This window comes from Pseudomonas sp. CFBP 8772, from assembly GCF_014841665.1.
Lineage (GTDB): Bacteria > Pseudomonadota > Gammaproteobacteria > Pseudomonadales > Pseudomonadaceae > Aquipseudomonas > Aquipseudomonas graminis_B.
In genome coordinates, this window is record NZ_JACYUI010000001.1 from 25,857 (window position 1) to 51,263 (window position 25,407).

A 25,407-nucleotide genomic window follows, 5' to 3' on the forward strand; every position below is an offset into this window, starting at 1 on the left:
ACGACATGCCTACCTACGCTCGAATCGCCGAGATCGAATACGAACTGCCTGAGCGCGTGCTCGACAACCAGATGCTGGCCGACGCATTTCCGGAGTGGGACGTCGACAAGATTTTCCAGAAGACCGGGATCAGTCAGCGGCACATCGTTGCCGACGACGAGACCGCCTCGGACCTCGCGTTTCGCGCCTGCGAAAAACTCTTCGCCACCAGCGCCACGCCGCGCGAGCAGATCGACTGCCTGATCTACTGCACCCAAAGCCCCGATCACATGCTCCCGGCCACCGCCTGCATCCTGCAGCATCGCCTGCAACTGCCGCAGCACTGCGCCGCGTTCGATTTCAATCAGGGTTGTTCGGGGTTTATCTACGGGCTGGGCATTGCCAAAGGTTTCATCGAATCCGGACAGTGCAAGAACGTGCTGCTGATCACCGCCGAAACCTACAGCCGCTACATCAACCCCCAGGACAAGAGCGTGCGTACGCTGTTCGGCGATGCGGCGGCCGCCACGTTGATCAAAGCGTCGGACGAGGAGGGGCCTTGCCTCGATCGCTTCCGTTACGGCAGCGACGGCGCCGGCGCGAACAACCTGATCGTGCCCATGGGCGCTGCCCGCCGGCCGTTCGACGCGGAACACATGCCCGTCGAGTACGAAGACGACAGCGGCAATGTCCGTTCGGACGCGGACCTGTACATGAACGGCCCGGCGATCTTCGAATTCTCCATGACCCGAGTCCCGGCATTGTTCGCCTCCCTGTTCGACGAGCAATTCACGGTCGAGCATTCCGACCTGTTCGTCTTTCACCAGGCCAACCAGTTCATGCTCGAAGCCCTGCGCCGCCGGCTGAAGCTGCCGCCGGAGAAATTCATCACCGAGTTCAAGCACTGCGGCAATACGGTGTCGTGCAGCATTCCCATCGCGCTGAAAGAGGCGCTGAAGAAAGGCCAGGTGCAACCCGGCAGCGTGATCACGGCGGTGGGTTTCGGCGTGGGGTATTCGTGGGGTGGGTGCGTGATTCGCTGGTGAGCGAATGGGTCACCCTCAAGCGCGTAAAGTGCCTGTTCACCGGTACAAAAAGGGCTCCACGAAGGAGCCCTTTTTTATTCAGCGGTCCAGCAACACCTGGCGCCAGCGCTGCAGATACGCCTCATCCATCGTCCAGTCACTCATCACGCGTTGTTTCAAGGCCTGCCCGAGTCGTTTTGATTCGTCCAGATCGTTGAGGTGCTGGTCGATGGCGTCGGTCCAGGCGGCCGTTGTGTTTTGCACCCGCGTCAGCGGCAGGTTGTTGCGCAGGCCCTGCACGTCGGTGGCGATGACCGGATAGCCACAGGCGCCGAACTCCAGCGCCAGGCGGCAGCTTCTGTGTTCGCCAAACACATCGTGGTCAGCGGGAATCAGGGCGACGTCCAGGTCCAGACACGCCAGCACGCCGGGATACAGGACACCTTCCACCGGGCTGCGCCATTCATGAACATAAGGGCGCAGGGCCTGCGGGCACGGGCCCATGATGATCCACTCGACCCGGTCGGCGAATGCTTCGATCACGTCCGCAATCAGCGCCAGATCGTTTACTTCCGCCTGCGTGCCGACCCAGCCGACCCGTGGCTTGTCATGGGGCAGCGAATGGCACTGCACCCGCTGCCAGCGTTCGCTCAAGCGGGTTTCGATGACCTCGATGTGCGGATGCAGCGCGCTCAGTTCATTGGCCAGCCCTGGGCTGGACACCACCACCTTGTCCATCAGTGCAAGGCTGGTCTGAAGACCGTCACGCAGTTGTTGGGCTAAAGGCGCGCCGGGCAATCGCTCGGCTGACGGCGGGTATTGATCCATGTCGCAGAGGCGCAGCGCCTGGGTGTGCGCCTTGATCGTGCGGATGTCGTCAAGGGACGCTTCGCTCAAGGGGCATTGGAGGATCACTGCTTCCGGGCGCAGGCGGGCGAACTCGCCGAGGGTCAGGACGTCAGGCACGGACACAGGCTCGATCAGCAGTGCGTCAGCGAGGGTGTCCAGCGCACCGTTCAGGCGTTGGCTCGCCGGGCAGCGGTCGTTCAGGTGCGAGAGCACGATCGGCACGGGCCGCCATGACAGCGGCCGCCAGGTCAACGCCGTATTGATTTCGAGCTGCAAGCCCTGGGCACGGGCTGAAAAATTATCGTTGTACGCAGGGTCATGGGCGATGTACTTCAGCCATTTGCGGTACAGCGCAGCGCTGGCCTCGTCGTCTGGCGCTTCGGGCGGGACCGCTTCTGGAAGTTGCGCGGCCTCGTGCAGCAGGACCACGTGGGGCGTCCAGACAATCAACCGCCCGGATTCCTTCACCCGCAGGCACAGGTCGACGCCGCGATAACGGGTGTTCAGCTCACCGCCATCCAGCCCGTCCGCCGCTTCGAACAGCGCCCGGCTGATCATCAGGCAGGCGTCGCTGACCGCGCTGTAATTCTGATCCACCGCCAGCCGCTGCATGTAGCCCTCGCTGGCGCCGCTCTGGCCGCTGAAGATCGGGGTGACAGGCTCGTGTAAACCGAGGATGAGGCCTGCGTGGCGGATCGTGTTGTCCGGCGCCAGCAGTTTTGCGCCGACGATGCCGACTTCGGGCCGTTGCGCATGATTGAGCAGGTTGCCGAGCCAGTCGCCGTGCAACACCGCGGTGCTGGTGTCGAGCAGCAACAGGTACTCGCCGGTCGCTTGCCGTGCGGCGCCGTTGTAGAGGGCCGAACGGTCGAATTCGCCGGGATGGCGCAACACCCGCACCTGCTCCAGGCCCATGGCCGCGACGCCGTTCAGCCAGTCAATGGCCTCAGACGTATGGCTGTCGTTGTCGACGATGAGGATCTCGTAATTCGGGTACGTGGTCTTTTCCAGAATGCTCTCGACGCAACGCTGCAGGAGCAGGATCTGGTCCCGAGTGGCAATGATGATCGAGACCTTGGGCTGACCCGCGTGGCCGTACTTGATCTGGTACTGCCGAGGGCGTGTCTCGATCACCTGGCCGTTTTCATAGCCTCGGGCAAGCAAGTGGCGCTGCAGCGTTCGCGCTTCATCGAGGTTCGACTCCCGCGCTTGCGGTCGATGGGTGACGAGGGGCTCGGCAATGTGTTCGAGGCCACCCATGCCATCGTGCTCGATCAGGCGCAGGATCAGGTCCAGTTCAAGCGCCTGGGGGTAGTGCGCATCGAACCGCCCGGCATCAATGACCGAGTAGCGGTTGAAGATCCAGTGCTTGCTGGTCACCCCCGGGCAGCTGAGCAGGTAATCGAGGCTGAAGTCCGGCCGCAGCATGACTTCCGACGTGTCGTCCTGGGTCTGGGCAATTTCATCGGCGAACAGGGCCCGGGTGGTCGGCCCTTCGCTGATTTTGACCGCCGCTTTGAACAGCCCGGCGACATTGACTGTCGCGCCGGCATCGAGCATCAGAAACCAGTCGAAGCCTTGCTCATCCATCAGCCGGTTGAGCGGCGCCGCGCAGTTGCGCCCCGTGACCGGCACATACACAGCCGGGTTGTCCGCCACTTGTTGCGGCGTCTCGCGGCTGCCGTCGTAGAGCACGAACACCCGTGGCGGCATCCAGCCGCGGGTGGCCGCCTCGACACTCACCAGGGTCTTGACCAGTGCCTGCTGGCGGTTATGCAGATCGGAGACGATGATCGCGAAGGTCGGCGCGCCGTTGTGCTGCTGGAAGTACTGCACGATGTGCGGCTTCTGCGGCCCGGCGGGGCGACGCTGCCAGGCCCACTCCTGGATCTGGTCGTGGCGGACCTCCGTTGCCGACTTCTGCAAGAACCAGGCACGCAGATTGAAGGGGACGAAGTTCTCCCGATCATGCAGCGGCGCGACCTTGACGTCGCCGTTGTCGGCCAGCGGGCGAAGCCACTCAAGCTCTTTGGTGATGCGGTAATAGTTGGCGTGACCTTCTTTGGCGATCTGCGGCGTGGCCCGCGCAATGCTGCTGCTCTGGGTGTCGGTCATGCGAAAGCGCGACAGCGGACGGCTGATGAACGCCAGATTGCCCTCACGCAGCAGTTTGACGTACAGGGTGATATCGCCAAGCCAGTGGATCGGCAGACCCTTGAGCGCCATCAGGTCTTGGCCATAGGCGAGCGCGCTGTCACGCCGGCACATCACCGAACTCGGTTCGCCCATAAACGTCAACGGCAGTTCCGACAGCAGGGCCACCAGCTCCGGGCCGTGGATGACCACGTCTTCCTTGAACGGGAACACCGTCAGCATGTTCTCCCGCAGGAACTCGCCGTTTTCGTTGATCAGGCGACGGGTTGCCGCCGCGAGGGTGATGTCCGGATGGCCATGCAGCAGCTCGACCAGCGCACTGACACACTCGGGTTCCAGCAGGTCGTCATCGTAGAGAAACTTGATGTACGCGCCGCGCGCCTCCTTGATGCCGCGTGCGACGTTCAGCGCTTCGCCCAGTGACTGTTCGTTGAAGAAATAACGAATCGGGAACGGGCTTTCCGGCGTCAACTGATCCACCAGCGCGCGAATGCCGCCGTCACGACAGTCGTCGCAGATCACGATCTCCAACTGATCGTAGTCCTGGGCAAATGCGCTGCGCAGCGCCACCTCGAAGTACGTGGGTTTGTAGGCGGGAATGACGATGCTGACCAGGCGTGAAGCGCTCATCGGGTTACCTTGCGACGGATGACGGGCGCCGGTTTGCGCTCATGGGTGCGGACCGGCGATGTGAATGTGGGCGCGGCTCAGCGGTGCTCGGCCAGCACCGTCTGCATGATCGCGATAATGCGGGCGAATTCATCCGGGGTCAGGCTATCGAAGATCGGCAGGCACAGAACCCGATTCGACACATCGCTCGCCACCTGCAGGCGGTCCGGTTTGGCCGACTCCAGGCTGCGGTACATCGGGAACGACGAGATCAGCGGATAGAAATAGCGCCGGACCAGAATGTCCTGCTCGCGAAAGCGCTCGAACAAGGCGTCGCGGCTGATGGGGAAGGCGTCGCTCACCAGCACCGGGAAGTAGGAATAGTTGTGGTGCTCGCCGGGGCTCCAGAGCAAATCGATGCCGGGTATCTGCGTCAGGGCTTCACGGTACATCGTGTCGATCTGCTTTCTGCGTTCCAGCGCGCCGTCGATGTAGTTGAGCTGCAACAGGCCGAACGCGGCGTTGATCTCGCTCATCTTGCCGTTGATGCCGGGCGCCACGACGGTCACTTCATCGGCAAAACCGAAGTTCTTCAGGTAATCGATGCGCTTTTTGGTCTTCGCGTCGGGGCAGACGATCGCGCCGCCTTCGAAGGTGTTGAAGACTTTGGTGGCGTGGAAGCTGAGCACCGACAGGTCGCCGTTGCGCAACAGGCTCTGCCCCTGGTGCTGCACACCGAAGGCGTGAGCGGCGTCGTAAATCACCTTCAGGCCATAACGGTCGGCGATCTGCTGAATGCGGTCGACGTCACACGGCATGCCATAGCAATGCACCGGCATGATCGCGGTGGTTGCCGGGGTGATGGCCTCTTCGATGCGGTCTGGGTCGAGGTTGAAGGTGCCCGGCGCGATGTCGACGAACACCGGTTTGAGCCCGTTCCACAACAGCGAATGGGCGGTGGCGACAAACGAGTAGGGCGTGGTGATGACTTCGCCAGTCACGCGCAAGGCCTGCAATGCGGTCAGCAGCGCCAGTGTGCCGTTGGAAAACAGGCACAAATGATCGACACCCAGGTACGCGGCCAGGTCCTTCTCCAGCTTTTCATGGAACGGGCCTGCGTTGGTCAGGCGCTTGCTGTCCCATATCTGCTGCAGATAAGGCATGAACTCTTCCAACGGCGGCAGCAAAGGCTGGGTGACCGGGATCGTTTTACTCATAAGCTTCCTGTGCTCTCTGACGCGCTGCGGGCTGTGCTCGTGGACGCACGGCGGAACGCCCGCGTTGTGTTGGCTGGCGTCGTCGAACGCTCGCCGTCATCGAAATGGCGTTTGCGGCGCTATGGCACCGAAAAAGCAAGAACCCGGCCAACCCGCCGTGCTGCAAAGATGCGCTTGATATTCCGAACGCCCGACGCTTATTTTGTACGCCTTGCCGCACTGCGGCGTGCCCCACGAAAAAGGATTTGAGTCATGAGCAGCGATGACCACCATTCACTCGCGCAGCGACTGATGGGCATTGATGAAATTGAATGCGTCACGCCGGATCTGAACGGCGTGCCACGAGGGAAGGTGATGTCCGGCGAGGGCTTTCTCGAAGGCCGTCGGTTGCAGCTGGCGCGGGGTGTGCTGCTGCAATGCATCATGGGCGGCTACCCGCCGTCGAAATTCTACGGCAGCGACGATGGCGATCTGGCCCTGATCGCCGACCCGCAGCAGACCCATCGTCTGCCGTGGAGCGACGAGCCGCGCGCCCTCGCAATCTGCGACGCCGACGAGCTGGACGGCCAACCGTCCCCGCTGTCCACCCGCGGTCAGCTCAAATCGGTGGTTGCCCGCTATGCCCGCCATGGCTGGTCACCGGTGGTGGCGACCGAACTGGAATTCTTTGTCTTCGCGCCCAACTCCGATCCGAGCCAGCCCTTCCAGCCGCCGGTCGGTCTGGACGGTCGTCGCGAAGACGGCCAGTCGGCGTTCAGCATCAGTTCCAACAATGGCCTGCGGCCGTTCTTCAAAGAGGTCTATGCCTGCATGGCGGCGCTGGGTCTGCCCCGCGACACCGTCATGCACGAGATGGGCGTCAGCCAGTTCGAGATCAATCTGCTGCACGGCGATCCGTTGTTGCTGGCCGACCAGACGTTCCTGTTCAAGCACATGCTCAAGGAGGTCGCGCTCAAGCACGGCTTGATCGTGGTGTGCATGGCCAAGCCGCTGGCGCACACCCCCGGCAGCTCAATGCACATCCACCAGAGCGTGGTCGAGACCGCCACCGGCCGGAACATCTTCAGCGACGATCAGGGCGAGGCCACCGAGCTGTTCCATCACTTCATCGGTGGGCAGCAGGCGGCGATGGCCGACTTCACCGCGCTGTTCGCGCCGAACGTCAATTCCTATCAGCGCCTGTGCCATCCGTTTGCTTCGCCGAACAATGCTTGCTGGTCCCACGACAACCGCGCGGCGGGCCTGCGCATTCCGGCCAGCGCACCGGTCGCCCGTCGGGTCGAGAACCGTCTGCCCGGCGCCGACGCCAACCCGTATCTGGCCATTGCGGCCAGTCTGGCTGCGGGGCTTCATGGTATTGAGCACAGGCTCGAACCGTCGCCACCGATTCAAGGTGAGTTCGTCGTGCCCGATAATCTGTCGTTGCCATGTACCTTGCACGCTGCCTTGGAACGTCTGACTCGCAGCACGTTGGCCAAGGAACTGTTTGGTGCCGAATTCATCGAAGGCTACGTCGCGTCGAAGACCCTGGAACTGACCAGCTTCTTCAACGAAATCACCCCCTGGGAGCGCCGCGTTCTGGCCGCTCAGGCTTAAGAATCGCTGTTCGGAAATCCTCTGAAATCGAGGGTTTCCGTCTTTTGGAAAGCTATGCGCCAAATCTGGAAGTCCTTTCGAGCGCTGTATTTTGCCTCGCTGATGATGTTGATCGGCTCGGGCCTGCTCAGCACCTACCTTGCCTTGCGTCTGGCCGCCGATCAGGTCGATGGCCTGTGGGTCGGTGCGTTGATGGCGGCGAACTATGTCGGTCTGGCCCTGGGCGGCAAGATCGGCCACCGGCTGATCGGCCGGATCGGGCACATCCGTGCGTACGCCACGTGCGCCGGTATCGTCGGCGCCGCGGTGCTGGGCCACGGGCTGTTCGACTATCTCCCGGCGTGGATCTTCCTGCGGATGATCGTCGGCCTGGGCATGATGTGTCAGTACATGGTCATCGAGAGCTGGCTCAACGAGCAGGCCTCGCCCAAGCAGCGCGGTACCGTGTTCAGCCTTTACATGATCGCCTCGTACCTGGGGCTAGTGCTCGGCCAGCTGATTCTGGTCATTCACCCGCAGCTCGGCCCTGAACTGCTGATGCTCGTGGCGATGTGCTTTGCGCTGTGCCTGGTGCCGGTGGCAATGACCCGCAGCATTCACCCGGCGCCCATGCACCCGGCACCGCTGGAGCCGCTGTTCTTCATGCGCCGTGTGCCGCAGTCGCTGACCACGGTGTTGAGCGCCGGCATGATCATCGGCTCGTTCTACGGCCTGGCGCCGCTGTATGCCGCGCAACAGGGACTGTCCACCGAGCATGTCGGTCTGTTCATGGCCAGCTGCATCGGCGCGGGCCTTATCGTGCAAGGCCCGCTGGGCAAACTCTCGGACCGCTATGACCGTGCCTGGCTGATCCGTGGCGTCGCCGGCTTGCTGGTGCTGGCATCGCTGCCTCTGGCGATCCTCCCGAGTGTGCCGATGGAGCTGCTGCTGGCGGTGGGTTTCCTGGCATCCCTGCTGCAGTTTTCGCTGTACCCGTTGGCCGTGGCGTTTTCCAACGACCACGTCGAAGGCGAGCGGCGCGTGTCGCTGACCGCCATGCTGCTGATGACCTATGGCGTCGGCGCGAGTATCGGCCCGCTGGTGTCCGGCGTGCTGATGAAGATGTTCGGCAGCAACATGCTCTATGCCTTTGTCTGCTTCGTGGCGCTGGTGCTAGTGCTGCGTATCCGTCCGAAAGCCGTCACCAACCTGCACCAGGTCGAAGACGCCCCGCTGCACCACATTGCAATGCCCGACAGCATGTCCAGCTCGCCGCTGGTGGTCGCCCTTGACCCGCGTGTGGATGAACAGGTGGTGCAGGATCAGATGCAGGACGTTGAGCCCGAGCCAGAGGTTTCGTCAGAGGTTGCGCCGGATGCGGCGGCCGATGCAGAAGTACAGCCAGAGATGGTGGAGCGGGTTGTGGCGTCGGGTGAGGGCGTTGTGCGGCCGGTGGCGATTATGGATGAGGAAGTGGCTGCTGAACCTGATGCGGCTGGGCCGGAGGAGGCGGTTGAGGTGCGTCGGGATGTTGGGGTGGATCGGCCTTTGTGATGGGGGGGCGGTCCCTCCCGAGACCGCCGCGACACCGCAAAACCGAGGGTGGCCACGAGGACGTCTTCCCGGCTGAGCCGGTCCCACTGTCACACCGCGTCCCCTCAGTAGGACTGGCTTTAGCCGGGAAGGCATCCTTCGTTACACCGCAAAATTGAGGGTGTACTCAAGCGTCTATTCCCGTCTGAGGACGGTCCTGCTTCACCCGCCGGCACGCCCTGAAACACGCCAGCCGAGCCACCGACAACGGTCAGAAATCGTCGTCTTTGTCGAAGCGTCGCGCTTCGCGCTGCAGTTGATACACAAAACGCTCGACCTGGCGCTGCACCAATCCACTCATGTTGTGAAAGCGCACACCGGCGAATGTAGTGTTGATTCTTTCTTCGAAGTGCAGATGGCGCAGTTCCACCGGGGTGGTCATGTTGCCGAAGGGCAGGGAAGCGATGAACCGCTCATAGACCTGACCCAATTGCATGCGCTCCGAGACATCGCCTTCAAACCGTAGCTTGCAGCCGGTGGCGGAGACATCCAGCAGCTTACCGCGCAACGGGAATTTAAGCCGGTCGCCACCGATCTCGACATCGATCAGGGACGCGAGTTTGAGCGCCGCGCGGAACGCGTTGCGGCGCTGGTGATAAACGACTTCTTGGGGCAGAGGCCCGCGATAGCTGCGCGGCTCTGCAATGACGGTCAGTTGGTCTTTGCTTTCCCAGGCGATGCGCACGCCGTCGTGAAAACCTTCGACCCGGAAGGGCTCACCGCTGGCGAGGAAACGCTCACCGTCACGGGGGATCATCTCGTCGAAAATCATCTCGTTGGTGTCGCGATTGACGTCGATCACGTAGCTCTGAAACCGCTGGGTGCGCTCGTGAAACGTGATGATCAACGGGTCATGACTTTCCATCAGCAGCCGCAGATTGGCGGCGATTTCCAACGGGGTGGTCAGTACCTTCGGGGGCTGCGGAACATCTTCCGCGCTTGAGGCATTCACGGTCTATCCATCTCCAGGCAAATAACGGCAGCGTTCAGCGTGCGGCATATTGCCACCACGGTGCGCACCTTGATACAAGAACTTACGCCTGGCTGAGCGGACGTGGCCTGGCCTTGCCCGACGTCGAACCGCGGCTGTCATACAGCGTCGGGGTATCGCCGCCGTTGAGAATCCTCAACTGCTGTGCCGTGGTGAGTTGCTGGAGCTGGATAAGGCTGCCGTTCTGTTCGTTGGCGGCCTGGCATTCACTCATCAGTGTGCTGAGTTCATCACCTGCGGTTAACAGGGCTTCACCCACTGACGAATGTTTGGCCACTTCTTCGAGTCCCGCACGATTGGCGGGCAGACCCAGGCTGGTCATCAGCTGGGTACGTCGGCGTCCATGCTGCTCGAGCACGATCACCAGCGCCTGTTTCTGCGCCAGGATGTGTTCCATCTCGACCATATTGCGCCCGTGAAGCGCCACTGACTCGGCCTTCAGGATGTCCAGCAGATGCCGGGTTGGCGCAATGTCGTCCGTGATCAGTTGAAGCAATGTAGTGTCTTGCATCGCATGCCCTGGTGTTTAAGCGTCCAGAAGCCCCTGCGCAGACCTGGGGCTAGCGCTGGGCTTCGAAGTTAAGCAGTTTGCTAGCAACACGATTGCTGTCGACCTTATAGCTGCCGTCGGCGACCGCCTGCTTCAACTCAGCCACACGGGCGCTGTTGACGACAGGCTGATCACGCAACGAATCACTGATCTTCTGCAACTGTTGAGCTTCGCTGCTCAAATGTACTGCCTCACCACTGCCGGGCACGCTCGAGGTGCCGCTGACCGCTGCCGTAGCTTCGGTTTTGCTGGCTTCCTTGGTGCTGGCCGTACGTGTTGTACCGCCAACGGGAGTGGAGCTATTCAAACGATTGAAGTCGATGACCATGATTGAAAAACCTCTGGGTTCTAGGACGCTTGCCTTGGTTTCGGCCATACCCGGAATAACTTTAGGGCTCGCGCGAAAACAGTCTCGAATGGACGTCGCGCGGAGCACTGGGGTTCCGAGTGTAGGAAAAGCGCAAGCGCAGCGCCAGAGGTCTTACCTTCACATGTGGGTTACATAGCAACCTCAACTTGCCCGGGCGCAACGATGTTGGCCTTGATCACCCGTTGCGAATTGAGGTTCTTCACCCGTATTTGCTCGTTGAAACCGCCGTCGGACAACGCCTCGCCCGGCATGCGCACGCTCATTGAGCCGCTGCGCGCGCTGATGACGACCTGATCGCCCTTGTGGACCATTTGCGGTTGGTCGAGATGGACGGGCGTCAGGATCTGGTCGATGACCGTTGGTCGGACAACTTTCTGCCCGACTGCCTGATCGACTGAATCCAGGAAGCCTTGCCCCAGCAGGCTCACGTCACGTTCGCGCAGCGCCACATCGTTTTCAGTCACGATCGCGTCGCGCTTCATTGGCCGCACGGCCGTGACCACATTGCGGTAAAGATGGACCTGGGCCGGCACGAACACCGTCCACGGCGAGGTGCCTTCGCAACGTATCTTCACGGTGACGCGGCCGATGGGCTGGGCCGGGCTTTCCAGTGATGCTGTCAAATCCTTGTCACACAGCGGCATACGCAGACGCGGATCCAGCTGCTTGACTTCGATCTCGTAGCGGCCGGCGGTTTGGTTGGTCGACATGTAGTCTTCAACTGTGAATTCAAGAAAGCCCTGGGTCACGCCGATAAGTGTTTCAGGCAGGGTCATGTTGTCTGCGCGGCTCAGGCTGGCAGCACACAACAGACACAGCGCGACCAGCACGCAGAGAAAGCTGCGGGTTGCGGGTGCCGGGCGTCGGGATACTGTCGTTTGTGTGTTCATGATGAGTAAATAGCAAGGCCCGTGCCGCTTACCGATCCGGTAGCGCAATTGGTCGTTTTGGGAGGAGTGGTGCATGGCTGGTGTGATGGATTCAGTAAACCAGCGCACTCAACTGGTAGGGCAGAACCGCCTTGAACTGTTGCTGTTCCGGTTGGATGGCAAGCAGTTGTATGGGATCAACGTGTTCAAGGTAAAAGAGGTGCTTCAGTGCCCGAAACTTACCCACATGCCCAAATCCAGTCCGATTGTGCGCGGAGTGGCAAACATTCGTGGCGGGACCATCCCGATCCTCGATCTGGCATTGGCGACCGGCGGCAAGCCGCTGTCTGACATTGCCAATTCATTCGTGATCATCACGGAGTACAACACCAAGATTCAGGGCTTCCTGGTGCATGCGGTGGAACGCATCGTCAACATGAACTGGGAAGACATTCATCCGCCGCCCAAGGGCACGGGCCGCGATCACTACCTCACGGCGGTGACGCGTCTCGACAATCAGTTGGTGGAGATCATCGACGTCGAGAAGATCCTCGCCGAAGTGGCGCCGGTCTCCGAGAACATCTCGGTCGGCGTGGTCACGGCGGAGGTGCAGCACAAGGCGTTGTCCTTGCGCGTGTTGACGGTCGATGATTCCTCGGTGGCGCGCAAACAGGTGACGCGTTGCCTGCAAACCGTCGGCGTGGAAGTCACGGCATTGAATGACGGTCGTCAGGCACTCGATTACCTGCGCAAACTGGTGGAAGAGGGCAAGAAGCCTGAAGAAGAATTCCTGATGATGATTTCCGACATTGAAATGCCGGAGATGGATGGCTATACCCTCACTGCGGAGATTCGCAGCGACCCGCGCATGCAGAAGCTGCATATCGTGTTGCACACCTCGCTGTCGGGCGTGTTCAACCAGGCGATGGTCAAGAAGGTCGGCGCTGATGATTTCCTGGCCAAGTTCCGGCCGGATGATCTGGCGGCGAGGGTAGTGGATCGTATCAAGGCGGCGGATATCAGCTGAGGAGGGATTTTCCTCCTTGCTGTTCACATGATTTGAGGGGCGGCATGTCTACAGGTAATTTGGATTTTGATCAGTTCCGGGTATTCCTGGAAAAAGCCTGTGGCATTTTGCTGGGTGAAAATAAACAGTATCTGGTCTCCAGCCGCCTCAACAAGTTGATGGAGCAGCAGTCCATCAAGTCGTTGGGCGAGCTGATCCAGCGTATCCAGACCCAGCCGCGCAGTGGCTTGCGCGAGCAGGTGGTCGATGCGATGACGACCAACGAGACGTTGTGGTTTCGCGATACGTACCCCTTCGAGGTGCTGAAGAACAAGGTCTTGCCTGAGGCGATGAAGGCCAGCCCCAACCAGCGTTTGCGCATCTGGTCGGCGGCCTGTTCTTCGGGGCAGGAACCGTATTCGCTGTCGATGTCTATCGATGAGTTCGAGCGCAGTAACCCGGGGCAGTTGAAGTCGGGTGTGCAGATTGTGGCCACGGATTTGTCGGGTTTGATGTTGAACAATTGCAAGACGGGTGAGTACGACAGTCTGGCCATCGGCCGGGGTTTGTCGCCGGACCGTCTGCAGCGTTTCTTCGATCAGAAGACGCCAGGGCGCTGGACGGTGAAGGCGCCGATCAAGAGCCGTGTGGAGTTCCGTTCGTTCAATTTGTTGGACAGTTATGCGGCGTTGGGCAAGTTCGATATAGTGTTCTGTCGGAACGTGCTGATTTATTTTTCGGCGGATGTGAAGAAGGACATTCTGTTGCGGATTCATTCGACGTTGAAGCCGGGGGGGTATTTGTTCCTTGGGGCGTCGGAGGCGTTGAACGGGTTGCCGGATCACTATCAGATGGTGCAGTGCAGTCCCGGGATTATTTATCAGGCCAAGTGATTGGCTGCGCTTTTGATTTGATGAGAACCCCGCTTAGGCGGGGTTTTTTGTTTTGTGTTGGCGCTGTAGGTCATCTGCCTAACGGCAGATATTTCGCCTTCGGCGAGTTACTTGGAAAAGCACCCCAAGTAACCAAGGGTGCTTGCTCCTGGTTGGGTTCCTCCTCCGTCGGAATACCCTCACTCCGGTCTCGCTCCGTGGGCCCACGCCGAACGGACATCCATGTCCTGACGGCGCTCTCGCCGCATCCCTGCGGCTCGGCCCACTGCGCGAGACCTGCGTTCAGCCTGCACCCAAGTCGCGTTTTGCGGTGTTTGAGCCTTTTGTGTAAGAAGATCAAAAGCGCTTTAAAACAGATCAACAGCTTCCCGGCTAAAGCCGGTCCTACGACGTGCGCGCCGTGTCAGAGATATCTGATCGTTCCCACGCTCCGCGTGGGTATGCATCCCGTGACGCTCTGCGTCACTTCCACGGCCTGAATGTGCGTCGTCTGCGGGACGCGGAGCGTCCGGAGCGGCATTCCCACGCGGAGCGAGGGAACGATCATCACTGACTGCACGCGGTGTATTAGTAGGACCGGCTTCAGCCGGGAAGCCTTTGATCTGCTCTTGATCTTCGTGCACAGCCAGCCCAGACGACGACAATCGCGACTTGGGTGCAGGCCGAACGCAGACGACGCGCAGTGGGCCGAGCGGCATGGATGCCGCGAGAGCGCCGTCAGGACATGGATGTCCGTTCGGCGCGGGCCCACGGAGCGTCGTCGGAGTGAGGGAACCCCGAGGTACGAGGGGCCTAACCAGGAGCAGGCACCCTTGGTTACTTGGGGTGCTTTTCCAAGTAACTCGCCGAAGGCGAAATATCTGCCGTTAGGCAGATGCTGTTAACCGGTCAGCAGGGCCGAGCACGGACCCATGTAACGGCAAAAAAACGGCACCGCCCTTGCCGCTTTTCTCCCATCGAGCGGAAATCCCTTGCCGCTTTTCTGTCATCCCTCCCCACCAACACCCCTGCAGCCCGCTAAAAACGGCACTTTCAGCATGTGGCACGCACCTTGCTATAACTCCTGCACGTACATCTGGTCAGCCCTCAAAGGTCCCGACATGAGCATCAGTTTTGAAAACGCCCTCGGCATCCACGAAAAAGCGCTCAACTTCCGCGCCCAGCGTGCTGAAGTGCTGGCCAACAACATCACCAACGCCGACACCCCCAACTACAAGGCCCGTGACCTCGACTTCTCCAAAGTCCTGGCCGCCGAAAGCGACAAAAGCAAAAACGGCCACTTCGCCCTCGACATGACCAACAGCCGTCACATCGAAGCCGAAGGCATGAGCGATGGCGAAGCCAGCCTGCTCTACCGCACCCCGTCGCAGCCGTCGCTGGACCAGAACACCGTCGACTCCCAAGTCGAAAATGCCAACTACGCCGAAAACGCCATCGGTTTTCAGGCCAGCTTCACCTTGCTCAACAGCAAATTCAAAGGGCTCGTTGCAGCCCTGCGCGGAGAGTAATCCATGTCCCTGTCCAGTGTTTTCAATATTGCCGGTAGCGGCATGAGTGCCCAGAACACTCGTCTCAACACCGTGGCCAGCAACATCGCCAACGCCGAAACCGTGTCCTCCAGCATGGACAAGACCTACCGCGCCCGCCATCCGGTGTTCGCCACGGTCTTCCAGGGTCAGGAATCCGGCGGCAGCGCCTCGCTGTTCGAAGACCAGGGCCAGGCCGGCACCGGCGTACAGGTTTCCGGCATCATCGAAGACGCCTCAAACCTCGAAGCACGTTACGAGCCAAACCACCCCTCGGCTGACAAAAACGGCTACGTCTATTACCCGAACGTCAACGTCGTCAACGAGATGGCCGACATGATCTCGGCCAGTCGTTCGTTCCAGACCAACGCGGAAATCATGAACACCGCGAAAACAATGATGCAGAAGGTCCTGACCCTGGGTCAGTGATAAAGGGCGAAATCCATGACGGTCTCAAGCACAGACGCTACCTCGACGTTCCTCAAAGGGCTGCAAAGCACGACCCCCGGGACCACAGGCACTAGCACCAAATCCAGCACCGACACCAGCAGCCTCACCGGCTCAAGTTCCCTGGGTAAGGATTCATTCCTGCAATTGCTTGTGACGCAAATGCAGAACCAGAACCCGCTCGATCCTCAGGACAACAGCGAGTTCGTGGCCCAGCTGGCTCAGTTCAGCAGCCTGGAAACCATGCAGAACCTGAGCACCTCGGTCGACTCGATCAGCACCATGTATCAGTCGTCCCAGGCGTTGCAGGCCTCGTCGCTGGTTGGCCGCTCGGTGACCGTGGACGCCGGTTCGACCTACGTCGACACCAGCAAGGCGATGACAGGTTCGGTGGTGCTGCCATCGTCCAGCACCGACACCACGGTGAAGGTCTACGACAGCACCGGTACCAACGTCGTGCGCACCATCGACTTGGGCACTCAAGCGTCCGGTACCACCTCCTTTAGCTGGGATGGCACGGATGACAGCGGCGCAGCGGTGGCAGCGGGCAATTACAGTTTCGTCGCCAACGGCAGCCTCAACGGCACCGCCACTCAGCTGAGCACCTATCTGCCGGCGACAGTGAACAGCGTGACCATGGGCACAACGGGCTCTGACATGACGTTGAACCTCGCCGGCGGCACCCAGGTGGCACTGGCAAAAATCAAGCAAATCGGAATTTAGAGCCGACTAGACGGCGCAGGAGTTAATCATGTCTTTCAATGTTGGTCTTAGTGGGCTCTACGCCGCAAACAAAAGTCTGGACGTCACCGGCAACAACATTGCCAACGTCGCGACCACCGGTTTCAAATCTTCCCGTGCGGAGTTTGCTGACCAGTACGCCCAATCGATTCGCGGCACCTCCGGTAGCACCAATACCGGCAGTGGCGTCACCACCGCCGCCGTTTCTCAGCAGTTCACCCAGGGCACGCTGAACACCGGTACCGGTCGCAGCCTGGACCTGGCGATCAACGGCAACGGCTTCTTCATGATGAGCAACAACGGCGAGAAGCTCTACACCCGCGCCGGTGCATTTCACACCGATTCCGATGGCTACATCGTCAACGAATCGGGCAACAATCTGCAGGGCTACAGCGTTGACGGTCAGGGCAATGTCGCCACGGGCGTGCTGAGCAACCTGCGCGTCGATTCGTCGAACCTTGCGCCGAAAAGCACCAGTTTGATCACCGTCGCCTCCAACCTGAACTCCTCGTCGACCGTGCCGACGGTGTCGACATTTTCGCCGTCGGACACCAGCAGCTACACCACGACCTACAGCACGCCGATGTACGACAGTCAGGGTAACCAGCACACCCTCGACCAGTATTTCGCGAAGACGGGCACCAATACCTGGACCATGTACAGCTTGGTCGATGGCCGCAGCATCAACGATCCAACGTCCACTACCGCTGACGCGACCGCAGTGACCTTCGATTCGTCGGGTGGCTTGATCACCAGCGGTACCGGCAGCCCGGACACCACCAACTCGCCCAACGTGAGCATTGGTACGGACGGTGTTTTCTCCATCAACAACTGGGTGCCGGCCGCCAAGACAACGGTTGGCAGCACCACCACCTGGGCGAGCAATGGTGCGGCCGCGAACGCGGGCGGGATCAAGCTCAACATGCTGGCGACCACCCAGACCAACGCCGTGTCGGGTGCGATCAGCAAGACCCAGGACGGTTACGCCACCGGCCAGATCACGGCCATGAACATCGACGCCACCGGCAACATGTTCGCGACCTACACCAACGGTCAGTCCAAGGTGATCGGTCAGGTGTCGCTGACCAACTTCGCCAACGTTCAGGGCCTGTCCCCGGCGGGCGGCACCAACTGGCGCGAATCGGCTTCGTCGGGCATCCCGGTCACGGGCGCTCCACAGTCGGGTACGCTGGGTTACTTGACCGGGCAGGCGCTGGAAGAATCCAACGTCGACCTGACCGGTGAGCTGGTCAACCTGATCAAGGCGCAAAGCAACTACCAGGCAAACGCCAAGACCATTTCGACTCAGAGCACCATCATGCAGACCATCATTCAGATGACCTGATAACGGTCGCTGGACACGGTCAACGAAGCCCCTCTCTGAGGGGCTTTTTTTATGGTTTTTTTTTGACGGAAATATCGAGAGCCATCCCACTCTACAACTGGAAACTTCCTACTTTCGTCTTTGCGAGAATCAAGTTCGCTGACAAATAAATGCCATTGAGCGGCGCCGGTTATGCGGCCCGTTCGATTGCATTCCTTTGCCCGCGATCTCGATGCATCGACGAGCGTGTCGTTGAACAACGACTCAGGGAGTGTTCATGTCATTCAACACAGCGGTTTCAGGTTTGCACGCGGCGCACAAGCGCATGGAAGTGGCCGGCAACAACATCGCCAACGTCCACACCTCCGGTTTCAAATCCTCTCGCGCCGAGTTCTCGGCGGTCTATTCCTCCTCCATGCTCGGCGGCAGCCGCACGGCCTCGGGGGATGGGGTGCAAGTGGCCAACGTTTCGCAGAATTTTGCCCCCGGCGGGGTCATCACCAGCGAGGGCAGGGCGCTCGACATGCGCATTCAGGGCAGCGGTTTTTTTGTCATGAGTGACGCCGGTTCCATCAGTTACGGCCGGTCCGGGGCGTTCATCAAGGATGCGCAGAATTTTGTCGTCGACGCCCACGGCAGCCGCTTGCAAGGCTACGGGGTGACAGACGCCGGGGAGGTGATCAGCGGCGTTCGTACGGATCTGAAGATCGACGCGGCCGACATGTCGCCCAAGGCCACGGGCAAGATGGAGCAGACCCTCAACCTGAACGCGGCGTCGGCGTCACTTGGCGCCATTCCGCGCTTCGACCCTGGCGACCCGACTACCTACACGCGGGTAACGGGACGGCTGATTCAGGATGCCGGCGTTCCGCCAACGGATCACGAGCTCAAGCAGTACTTCGTCAAGACTGAAGACGACAACTGGACGTCGTACATTCTCGTTGACGGCGTCAATCCGCTGGACCCGACCAGCACCGCGCCGCTGGAGATCGGTTTGCAGGTGTCTGCGGCGGGGAGGCTTTCGCTCACCGGCCCGACGGCGGCGGTGAAGATGATTTCCGACACCGAGTTGTCCCTGCAGACATGGCGCCCGGCGGTGAACGTCAACGGCACCTGGACCGCAAGCCCCGCGCCGTCTCCAGGACCGATCTCACTGCCGTTGCTGGGCGGCGGCCTGCCCGTGCTCGACCCGGCCGATCCGCTCATGCCGCGGCCCGTGCCGACCTTCAATCCTGCGGACATCACCACCTACACCAAGGCGTCCACCTATGGCGTGTTCGACAGCCTCGGCATGCGCCACGAAATGACCCAGTATTTTGTCAAAGACGGCAGCAACAGCTGGAAGATGCATACGCTGATTGACGGGCGCAACCCGCAGGACCCGACCAGCACAGCGCCCTCGACGGCGAGCATGCTGTTCGACTCCGGCGGCTCGCTGCAATCGCTGATCGGCAGTCAATGGCTGACCGCCGCCAACAACACCCTGACCCTCGAAGGCTGGGTGCCGGCCAAACCGCTGGACGGCAACAAGCCGGGCGGGCGTTGGGGCGCGAATGGCGCCGTGGGAAATGCCGACGGCATTGTCATGGACTTCAACAAGCTCAGTCAGCACAACGCCGCCACCGGCAGCAGCAACATCGTGATCGATGGCCACACGGCAGGGCAGGCGAACCAGCTGACGATCGACAAGAGCGGCATGCTGATGATCGGCTTCAGCAATGGCCTGCACCGCAATGTCGGTCAGGTCATGCTCGCCAGCTTCGCCAACAACCAGGGGCTGCAGCCGGTGAGCGACACGCGCTGGGTCGAAACCCTGGCCTCTGGCGTGGCCAATTACGACATGCCGGGTGTCGGCACCTTGGGCAGTGTCATCGGGCACTCGCTGGAAGGCTCCAATGTCACGTTGACCAATGAGCTGGTCGAGCTGATCCAGGCGCAGACGGCTTATCAGGCGAACTCGAAAACCCTGTCGACGGAGGCGGAACTGATGCAGACGTTGATACGCGCGACCTGATTGCGCGCCCGCCGAAAATCACGATGTTGGAATGAACCTCGGCAGCCTCACCGGCCTCTTCCCGGCTGAAGCCGGTCCTACAAAAGCTGTGCGCAATCAGTGAGATTGGGTGTGAACGCTAACGTAGGACCGGCTTTAGCCGGGAAGGCGGCGTGTCGGGCGGTTGATTCATCACAGACAAACCGCCTTCGCGAGCAAGCTCACTCCCACAATCAATCCCGGCAGCCCAGCCGGCCTCTTCCCGGCTGAAGCCGGTCCTACAAAAGCTGTGCGCAGTCTGTGAGATTGCGTGTGAACGCGAACGTAGGACCGGCTTTAGCCGGGAAGGCGGCGTGTCAGACGATCAGTCCGTCACGGTCCAAACGAAACAACTCAAATCGAGCAATCCGACTTCACATACGCGGCGCTGATCCGCGTCCAGCCTTCGCCGGGACTGGTCTGGGCGCAGACCGTGCGGTGGGCGCCTTGCCAGAGGAAATAAGGTGCCGGCGCCGCCCAGGCGGCAAACGAGCAGGCAATCAATGTAAGGAGCAGGGCGGTGCGCAGACCCATGACGGTTTTCCGTAGTGACTGAAGCGAATTCACAAAACGCTGCAAGTTTCGCACCCCATGGAGAGTTTTCTGGCGCTCGCTGCCGTCGATTTGCAGGAAACCGGCGGTCCGCTGTCGCGCAGCGGCTCAAACCGGATCCCAGTCCGACAAATCCGGCCGGAATCATTGAAGAATCAACGCTTTGTATCACCGCTGAAAAACTGGTTCGATTATTGCTATGACCTGTTCAGTACAGCTACAGGCGGCAAGCGTCTGTCGGAGGAGGAAGACTGTGGACAAGTTGCTATACGTGGCCATGAGCGGAGCGTCGGAAAACGCCATCGCCCAAAAGGCCCATGCCAACAACCTGGCGAACGTTTCGACCAACGGGTTTCAGCGCGACCTCGAGCAGGCGCGCTCAATGCCCGTGTTCGGCGAGGTCAACCCGTCCCGGGCGTACGCCATGAGCGAACGTCCCGGGACCGACTTCAGCCAGGGCGCGATGGTCGACACCGGTCGTGATCTGGACGTCGCCGTCAAAGGCAACGGCTGGATGGCGGTGCAGACAGCCGACGGCGGTGAAGCCTACACCCGCACCTCCAGCATGAACATCGACGCCCTCGGCGTGTTGCGTGATGGCAATGGTTTGCCGGTCATGGGCAACAGCGGGCCGATTGCCGTGCCTCCGCAGCAGCAGATCGAGATCGGCGCCGATGGCACCATCAGCGTTCGTTCGCTGGGTGAGAGCCCGCAGGTCATGGCCCAGATTGACCGCATCAAGCTGGTCAAGGGCGACCAGACCACCATGGAAAAAGGCCCTGACGGTCTCATGCACACCAAGAGCGGCAGGCCGGCCCAGGCCGATGCCGACGTGCAGGTCGAGTCCGGGTTTCTGCAGGCCAGCAACGTAAACGCCGTTGACGAGATGACCTCGGTGCTGGCGCTGTCCCGCCAATTCGAACTGCACATCAAGATGATGAAGACCGCCGAGCAGGATGACGAGTCGATGGCTCGCGTCTTGCAAATGGGCTAATGACTGACAGCTTGCGCCGATAAACAGGCGCTCGAGGAGATTCAAACATGCTTCCGGCACTCTATGTTGCTAAAACCGGTCTGGCCGCCCAGGACACCAACCTGACGACCATTTCCAACAACCTGGCCAACGTTTCGACCACCGGTTTCAAAAGCGACCGCGCGGAATTCCAGGACTTGCTCTACCAGATCAAGCGTCAGCCAGGCGCCCAGTCCACTCAGGACAGCGAGCTGCCATCGGGCCTGCAACTGGGTACCGGTGTGCGCATCGTCGGCACCCAGAAAAACTTCACCGCCGGCAGCCTGCAGACCACCAACCAGCCGCTGGACATGGCGGTCAACGGCCGCGGTTTCTTCCAGATCCGTCAGCCTGACGGCACCTTGGCGTACACCCGCGACGGTACGTTTCACCTGGACAGCAACGGCCAGATCGTGACCGCCAACGGCTACGCGCTGGAGCCGGCGATCGTCGTGCCGCAAGACTCGCAGACCTTCACCGTTGGCGAAGACGGCACCGTGTCGATCACCACCTCGGCCAACACCGCGACCCCACAGATCATCGGCAACGTGCAGACCGCCGACTTCATCAACCCGGCCGGCCTGCAATCCCAGGGCGGCAACCTGTACCTGGAAACCGCTTCCAGCGGCGCTCCGCAGGTCGGTACTCCGGGCCTCAACGGTCTGGGCGTGGTCAAGCAGAACACCCTGGAAAACTCCAACGTCAGCACCGTTGAAGAGCTGGTGAACATGATCACCACCCAGCGTGCCTACGAGATGAACTCCAAAGTGATCTCGACCGCTGACTCGATGCTCCAGTACGTGACCCAGAACCTGTAAGCCGCTCTTGAAACGCCTGATGTCCTGCTGTGAAACGCCTGATCAATTACGAGGGGCGCCTGAAAAACGCCTGCTACACCGCGAGGTTTTAAGTGTCATGAAACGGCTCTCTGTATTGCGGCTTTCCCTGTTGGCAGCTCCTGTGTGCGGTATCGCGCTGCTGACCGGCTGCGTTGCGCCTGCGGCCAAACCCAATGACCCTTATTACGCGCCGGTGTTGCCGCGCACGCCGCTGCCTTCAGCGGCCAGCAACGGATCGATTTATCAGGCCGGTTTCGAGCAAAACCTGTATGGCGATCGCAAGGCTTATCGGGTCGGCGACATCATCACCATCACGCTCTCCGAGAAGATGGCCGCCAGCAAAGCCGCCAGCTCCGGGATCAGCAAGACCAGTAAAACCAGCCTTGGCCTGACCTCGCTGTTTGGCGCTGGCGTCAGCACCAACAACCCGGTCGGTGGCGGCAATCTCAGCCTGGACGCCGGCTACACCGGCGACCGCGCCACCAAGGGCGACGGCAAGGCCGCGCAGAGCAACAGCCTGACCGGCTCGATCACCGTGACCGTCGCTGACGTCATGCCCAACGGCATTTTGCTGGTGCGCGGCGAGAAGTGGATGACCCTGAACACCGGTGACGAACTGGTGCGCATCGCCGGCCTGATTCGCGCCGACGACATCGCCACCGACAACACCGTGTCGTCGACCCGTATCGCCGATGCACGCATCACTTATTCCGGTACAGGCGCGTTTGCCGATTCCAGTCAGCCAGGCTGGTTCGACCGATTCTTCCTCAGCCCGTTGTTCCCTTTCTGATAGCGGGATAGCCATGATCACGTTCAAGCAACTGATAGCGGCAGCGCTGCTGTTCACCACCGCACTGGGCGCCCACGCCGAGCGCCTGAAGGACATCGCCAGCATTTCCGGCGTACGGACCAACCAGTTGATCGGTTACGGTCTGGTGGTGGGGCTCAACGGCACGGGTGACCAGACCACCCAGACGCCGTTCACCCTGCAGACCTTCAACAACATGCTCTCGCAGTTCGGCATCAAGGTGCCGTCAGGTTCTGGCACCGTGCAGCTGAAAAACGTCGCGGCCGTGGCCGTGTACGCCGACCTGCCGCCTTTCGCCAAGCCGGGTCAGCAGATCGACATCACCGTGTCGTCCATCGGTAACTCGAAAAGCCTGCGCGGCGGTGCCCTGTTGATGACCCCGATGAAGGGTATCGACGGCAACGTCTATGCCGTGGCCCAGGGCAACCTGGTGGTCGGCGGCTTTGATGCCGAAGGCCGCGACGGTTCGAAGATCACCGTCAACGTGCCGTCTTCCGGTCGTATCCCGGGCGGCGCATCGGTTGAACGTGCCGTGCCGAGTGGCTTCAACCAAGGCAACTCGCTGACCCTGAACCTCAATCGCAACGACTTCACCACCGCCAAGCGCATCGTCGACAAGATCAACGACATGCTCGGCCCTGGCGTCGCTCAAGCGCTGGACGGCGGCTCTGTGCGGGTGACCGCGCCGCTGGACCCCAACCAGCGTGTTGATTACCTGTCGGTGCTGGAGAATCTGGAAATCGATCCGGGCCAGACCTCCGCCAAAGTCATCATCAACTCGCGGACCGGCACCATCGTTATCGGCCAGAACGTCAAGGTCTCGCCGGCAGCCGTCACCCACGGCAGCCTGACCGTGACCATCACTGAAGATCCGGTGGTCAGCCAGCCGGGCGCGTTCTCCAACGGCCAGACCGCTGTGGTGCCGCGTTCGAAGATCAACGCCCAGCAGGAAATGCACCCGATGTTCAAGTTCGGTCCGGGCACCACGCTGGATGAAATTGTCCGAGCGGTTAACCAGGTGGGCGCAGCGCCAGGCGACTTGATGGCGATTCTCGAAGCACTGAAACAGGCTGGCGCGTTGCAAGCCGACCTGATCGTGATTTAAGAGGCAGACTGAATGAGCATTCCAAGCGGCGGCACGACTGTCTCAAAGGCAGGTTCAGGTGATTCAGGGGCGTATACCGACCTCAACCGTCTGACTGCCATGAAAACCGGTGATCGCGACAGCGAGGGCAACCTCAAGAAAGTCGCGCAGGAATTCGAGTCGCTGTTCGTCAGCCAGATGCTCAAGGCCATGCGTTCGGCCAACGAAGTGCTGGCCAAGGACAACCCGATGAACACCGCGGCGACGCGGCAGTATCAGGACATGTACGACCAGCAACTGTCGGTGAGCATGTCACGCGAGGGTGGCGGTATTGGTCTGCAGGACGTGCTCATGCGTCAGCTGTCGAAAAACAAAGGCGCCGAAATCGCCCCAGCCAGCACCGGGCTTGTCGCCGGCGGCAAAACGGAGGCGAAGGCCGACGGCAAAGCCGACGCGCCTGCACAGGCCGGCCTGGCCACGCGCATTGCCCAGCGTCCGCTGTGGGCCACCCGTTCGGTGACCGCGCCGGAGGCCGGCGACGGTACCGTGCATAGCGACGTGGCGGCGCTCAATTCCCGTCGCCTGTCGCTGCCGAGCAAACTCAGCGACCGCATCATGGCCGGCATCGTCCCGAACACCGCCACCGCCACCGCCACCGCCGCCGGCCAGGACGCGAGCACCAGCGCTACCACACTGAAGAACCGCATTGCCGTCTCCAATGCCGTGGCCGCCGCGAAAAGCGCAGGTTCCAAGGAAAATGGCGACTGGACGGTCGGGCCGCAGTACGCCGCCGACGCCGACGCTTATGTGCGCAGCCGCGTGCAGACGCCGCTCGCGCCGGGCAAGAGTGCATTCGCCAACCGTGATGACTTCGTCGCCACGATGATGCCGCTGGCCAAGGACGCCGCTGCGCGCATCGGTGTCGATCCGAGCGTGCTGGTGGCCCAGGCGGCGCTGGAAACCGGCTGGGGCAAATCGATCATGCGTCAGTCCGATGGCGGCAGCAGCCACAACCTGTTCGGCATCAAGGCCCAGGGCGGCTGGAAAGGGCCGGAAGCCCGCGCCATCACCAGCGAGTTCCGCGACGGCCAGATGGTCAAGGAGACCGCGGACTTCCGCGCCTACGACTCGTACGCCAGCAGCTTCCACGACCTGGTGAGCTTCCTGCAGAACAACAATCGCTATCAAGAAACCCTGAAATCCGCCGATAACCCGGAACAGTTTGTGAAAGAGCTGCAGAAGGCCGGCTACGCAACCGACCCGTCTTATGCCAGCAAGATTTCTCAGATAGCGAAACAGATGAAGAGTTACCAGACCTACGCATCCGCCTCGGGCTCTTCCACGACTTTATAAGGTTTGAAC

22 protein-coding genes are annotated in these 25,407 nt (G+C 61.0%); 15 read left to right on the forward strand and 7 right to left on the reverse strand.

Annotation, left to right across the window (positions count from 1 at the left end):
* The first annotated feature begins 5 nt into the window (after positions 1–5).
* Positions 6–1,025, forward strand: coding sequence for a ketoacyl-ACP synthase III (locus IFT99_RS00120; protein ID WP_192130012.1), 1,020 nt, complete (start codon positions 6–8; stop codon positions 1,023–1,025).
* A 78-nt stretch (positions 1,026–1,103) separates the two neighbouring features.
* Here IFT99_RS00120 and IFT99_RS00125 read toward each other — a convergent pair whose 3' ends face one another.
* Positions 1,104–4,637 carry a glycosyltransferase gene (locus tag IFT99_RS00125; protein ID WP_192130013.1) on the reverse strand — a complete coding sequence of 1,178 codons (3,534 nt, stop codon included), beginning with the start codon at positions 4,635–4,637 and terminating at the stop codon, positions 1,104–1,106.
* A 77-nt stretch (positions 4,638–4,714) separates the two neighbouring features.
* Positions 4,715–5,833 (reverse strand): dTDP-4-amino-4,6-dideoxy-D-glucose aminotransferase VioA, encoded by a 1,119-nt coding sequence (vioA, locus tag IFT99_RS00130; RefSeq protein ID WP_065987252.1) that lies wholly within the window; start codon positions 5,831–5,833, stop codon positions 4,715–4,717.
* Positions 5,834–6,187: 354 nt separating this feature from the next.
* Here vioA and IFT99_RS00135 point away from each other — a divergent pair, with 354 nt between their 5' ends.
* Positions 6,188–7,429, forward strand: a complete 1,242-nt coding sequence (locus IFT99_RS00135; RefSeq protein ID WP_192130487.1) for a glutamine synthetase family protein — start codon at positions 6,188–6,190, stop codon at positions 7,427–7,429.
* 54 nt (positions 7,430–7,483) lie between these two features.
* Positions 7,484–8,962, forward strand: coding sequence for an MFS transporter (locus IFT99_RS00140; RefSeq protein WP_192130014.1), 1,479 nt, complete (start codon positions 7,484–7,486; stop codon positions 8,960–8,962).
* Between the two features lie 250 nt (positions 8,963–9,212).
* Here the strand turns inward: IFT99_RS00140 and IFT99_RS00145 are convergent, their stop codons facing one another.
* The 4 genes from IFT99_RS00145 to flgA form a co-directional block, all read right to left on the reverse strand.
* A complete protein-coding gene (locus tag IFT99_RS00145; RefSeq protein ID WP_141695117.1) occupies positions 9,213–9,953 on the reverse strand; it encodes a flagellar brake protein in 741 nt (246 codons plus the stop codon).
* Positions 9,954–10,035: 82 nt separating this feature from the next.
* Positions 10,036–10,503 (reverse strand): flagella synthesis protein FlgN, encoded by a 468-nt coding sequence (locus IFT99_RS00150; protein ID WP_065987254.1) that lies wholly within the window; start codon positions 10,501–10,503, stop codon positions 10,036–10,038.
* A gap of 49 nt (positions 10,504–10,552) precedes the next feature.
* Positions 10,553–10,870, reverse strand: coding sequence for a flagellar biosynthesis anti-sigma factor FlgM (gene flgM / locus IFT99_RS00155; RefSeq protein WP_065987255.1), 318 nt, complete (start codon positions 10,868–10,870; stop codon positions 10,553–10,555).
* A gap of 170 nt (positions 10,871–11,040) precedes the next feature.
* Entirely contained in the window at positions 11,041–11,802 is a 762-nt protein-coding gene (gene flgA, locus IFT99_RS00160; RefSeq protein ID WP_192130015.1) for a flagellar basal body P-ring formation chaperone FlgA, read from the reverse strand.
* A gap of 73 nt (positions 11,803–11,875) precedes the next feature.
* On the opposite strand from flgA, the gene IFT99_RS00165 reads away from it, so the two are divergent.
* The 7 genes from IFT99_RS00165 (at position 11,876) to IFT99_RS00195 (ending at position 19,732) form a co-directional block, all read left to right on the forward strand.
* Complete coding sequence (locus IFT99_RS00165) at positions 11,876–12,808, forward strand: chemotaxis protein CheV (RefSeq protein ID WP_065987256.1); 933 nt, start codon at positions 11,876–11,878, stop codon at positions 12,806–12,808.
* A 44-nt stretch (positions 12,809–12,852) separates the two neighbouring features.
* Positions 12,853–13,680: a protein-glutamate O-methyltransferase CheR gene (gene cheR, locus IFT99_RS00170; protein WP_065987257.1), complete on the forward strand. Its 828-nt coding sequence runs from the start codon at positions 12,853–12,855 to the stop codon at positions 13,678–13,680.
* A 1,100-nt stretch (positions 13,681–14,780) separates the two neighbouring features.
* A complete protein-coding gene (gene flgB / locus IFT99_RS00175) occupies positions 14,781–15,188 on the forward strand; it encodes a flagellar basal body rod protein FlgB (protein WP_065987259.1) in 408 nt (135 codons plus the stop codon).
* 3 nt (positions 15,189–15,191) lie between these two features.
* Positions 15,192–15,635, forward strand: a complete 444-nt coding sequence (gene flgC / locus IFT99_RS00180; RefSeq protein ID WP_065987260.1) for a flagellar basal body rod protein FlgC — start codon at positions 15,192–15,194, stop codon at positions 15,633–15,635.
* A gap of 15 nt (positions 15,636–15,650) precedes the next feature.
* Positions 15,651–16,376 (forward strand): flagellar hook assembly protein FlgD, encoded by a 726-nt coding sequence (locus IFT99_RS00185; protein WP_065987261.1) that lies wholly within the window; start codon positions 15,651–15,653, stop codon positions 16,374–16,376.
* 28 nt (positions 16,377–16,404) lie between these two features.
* Positions 16,405–17,739, forward strand: a complete 1,335-nt coding sequence (flgE, locus tag IFT99_RS00190) for a flagellar hook protein FlgE (protein WP_065987262.1) — start codon at positions 16,405–16,407, stop codon at positions 17,737–17,739.
* Between the two features lie 256 nt (positions 17,740–17,995).
* Positions 17,996–19,732 carry a flagellar hook protein FlgE gene (locus IFT99_RS00195; RefSeq protein ID WP_192130016.1) on the forward strand — a complete coding sequence of 579 codons (1,737 nt, stop codon included), beginning with the start codon at positions 17,996–17,998 and terminating at the stop codon, positions 19,730–19,732.
* 372 nt (positions 19,733–20,104) lie between these two features.
* On the opposite strand, the gene IFT99_RS00200 is transcribed toward IFT99_RS00195, so the two are convergent.
* Positions 20,105–20,284 carry a hypothetical protein gene (locus IFT99_RS00200; RefSeq protein WP_065987264.1) on the reverse strand — a complete coding sequence of 60 codons (180 nt, stop codon included), beginning with the start codon at positions 20,282–20,284 and terminating at the stop codon, positions 20,105–20,107.
* 271 nt (positions 20,285–20,555) lie between these two features.
* Between IFT99_RS00200 and IFT99_RS00205 the strand changes: the two genes are divergently transcribed.
* The 5 genes from IFT99_RS00205 (at position 20,556) to flgJ (ending at position 25,398) form a co-directional block, all read left to right on the forward strand.
* Positions 20,556–21,296, forward strand: coding sequence for a flagellar basal body rod protein FlgF (locus IFT99_RS00205; protein WP_065987265.1), 741 nt, complete (start codon positions 20,556–20,558; stop codon positions 21,294–21,296).
* Positions 21,297–21,343: 47 nt separating this feature from the next.
* Positions 21,344–22,132 (forward strand): flagellar basal-body rod protein FlgG, encoded by a 789-nt coding sequence (gene flgG, locus IFT99_RS00210; protein ID WP_065987266.1) that lies wholly within the window; start codon positions 21,344–21,346, stop codon positions 22,130–22,132.
* 97 nt (positions 22,133–22,229) lie between these two features.
* On the forward strand, positions 22,230–22,943 hold the full coding sequence (gene flgH, locus IFT99_RS00215; RefSeq protein ID WP_065987267.1) for a flagellar basal body L-ring protein FlgH: 714 nt from the start codon (positions 22,230–22,232) through the stop codon (positions 22,941–22,943).
* Positions 22,944–22,956: 13 nt separating this feature from the next.
* Complete coding sequence (locus IFT99_RS00220; protein ID WP_065987268.1) at positions 22,957–24,066, forward strand: flagellar basal body P-ring protein FlgI; 1,110 nt, start codon at positions 22,957–22,959, stop codon at positions 24,064–24,066.
* Between the two features lie 12 nt (positions 24,067–24,078).
* Positions 24,079–25,398 (forward strand): flagellar assembly peptidoglycan hydrolase FlgJ, encoded by a 1,320-nt coding sequence (gene flgJ / locus IFT99_RS00225; protein WP_192130017.1) that lies wholly within the window; start codon positions 24,079–24,081, stop codon positions 25,396–25,398.
* Positions 25,399–25,407: the final 9 nt, after the last annotated feature.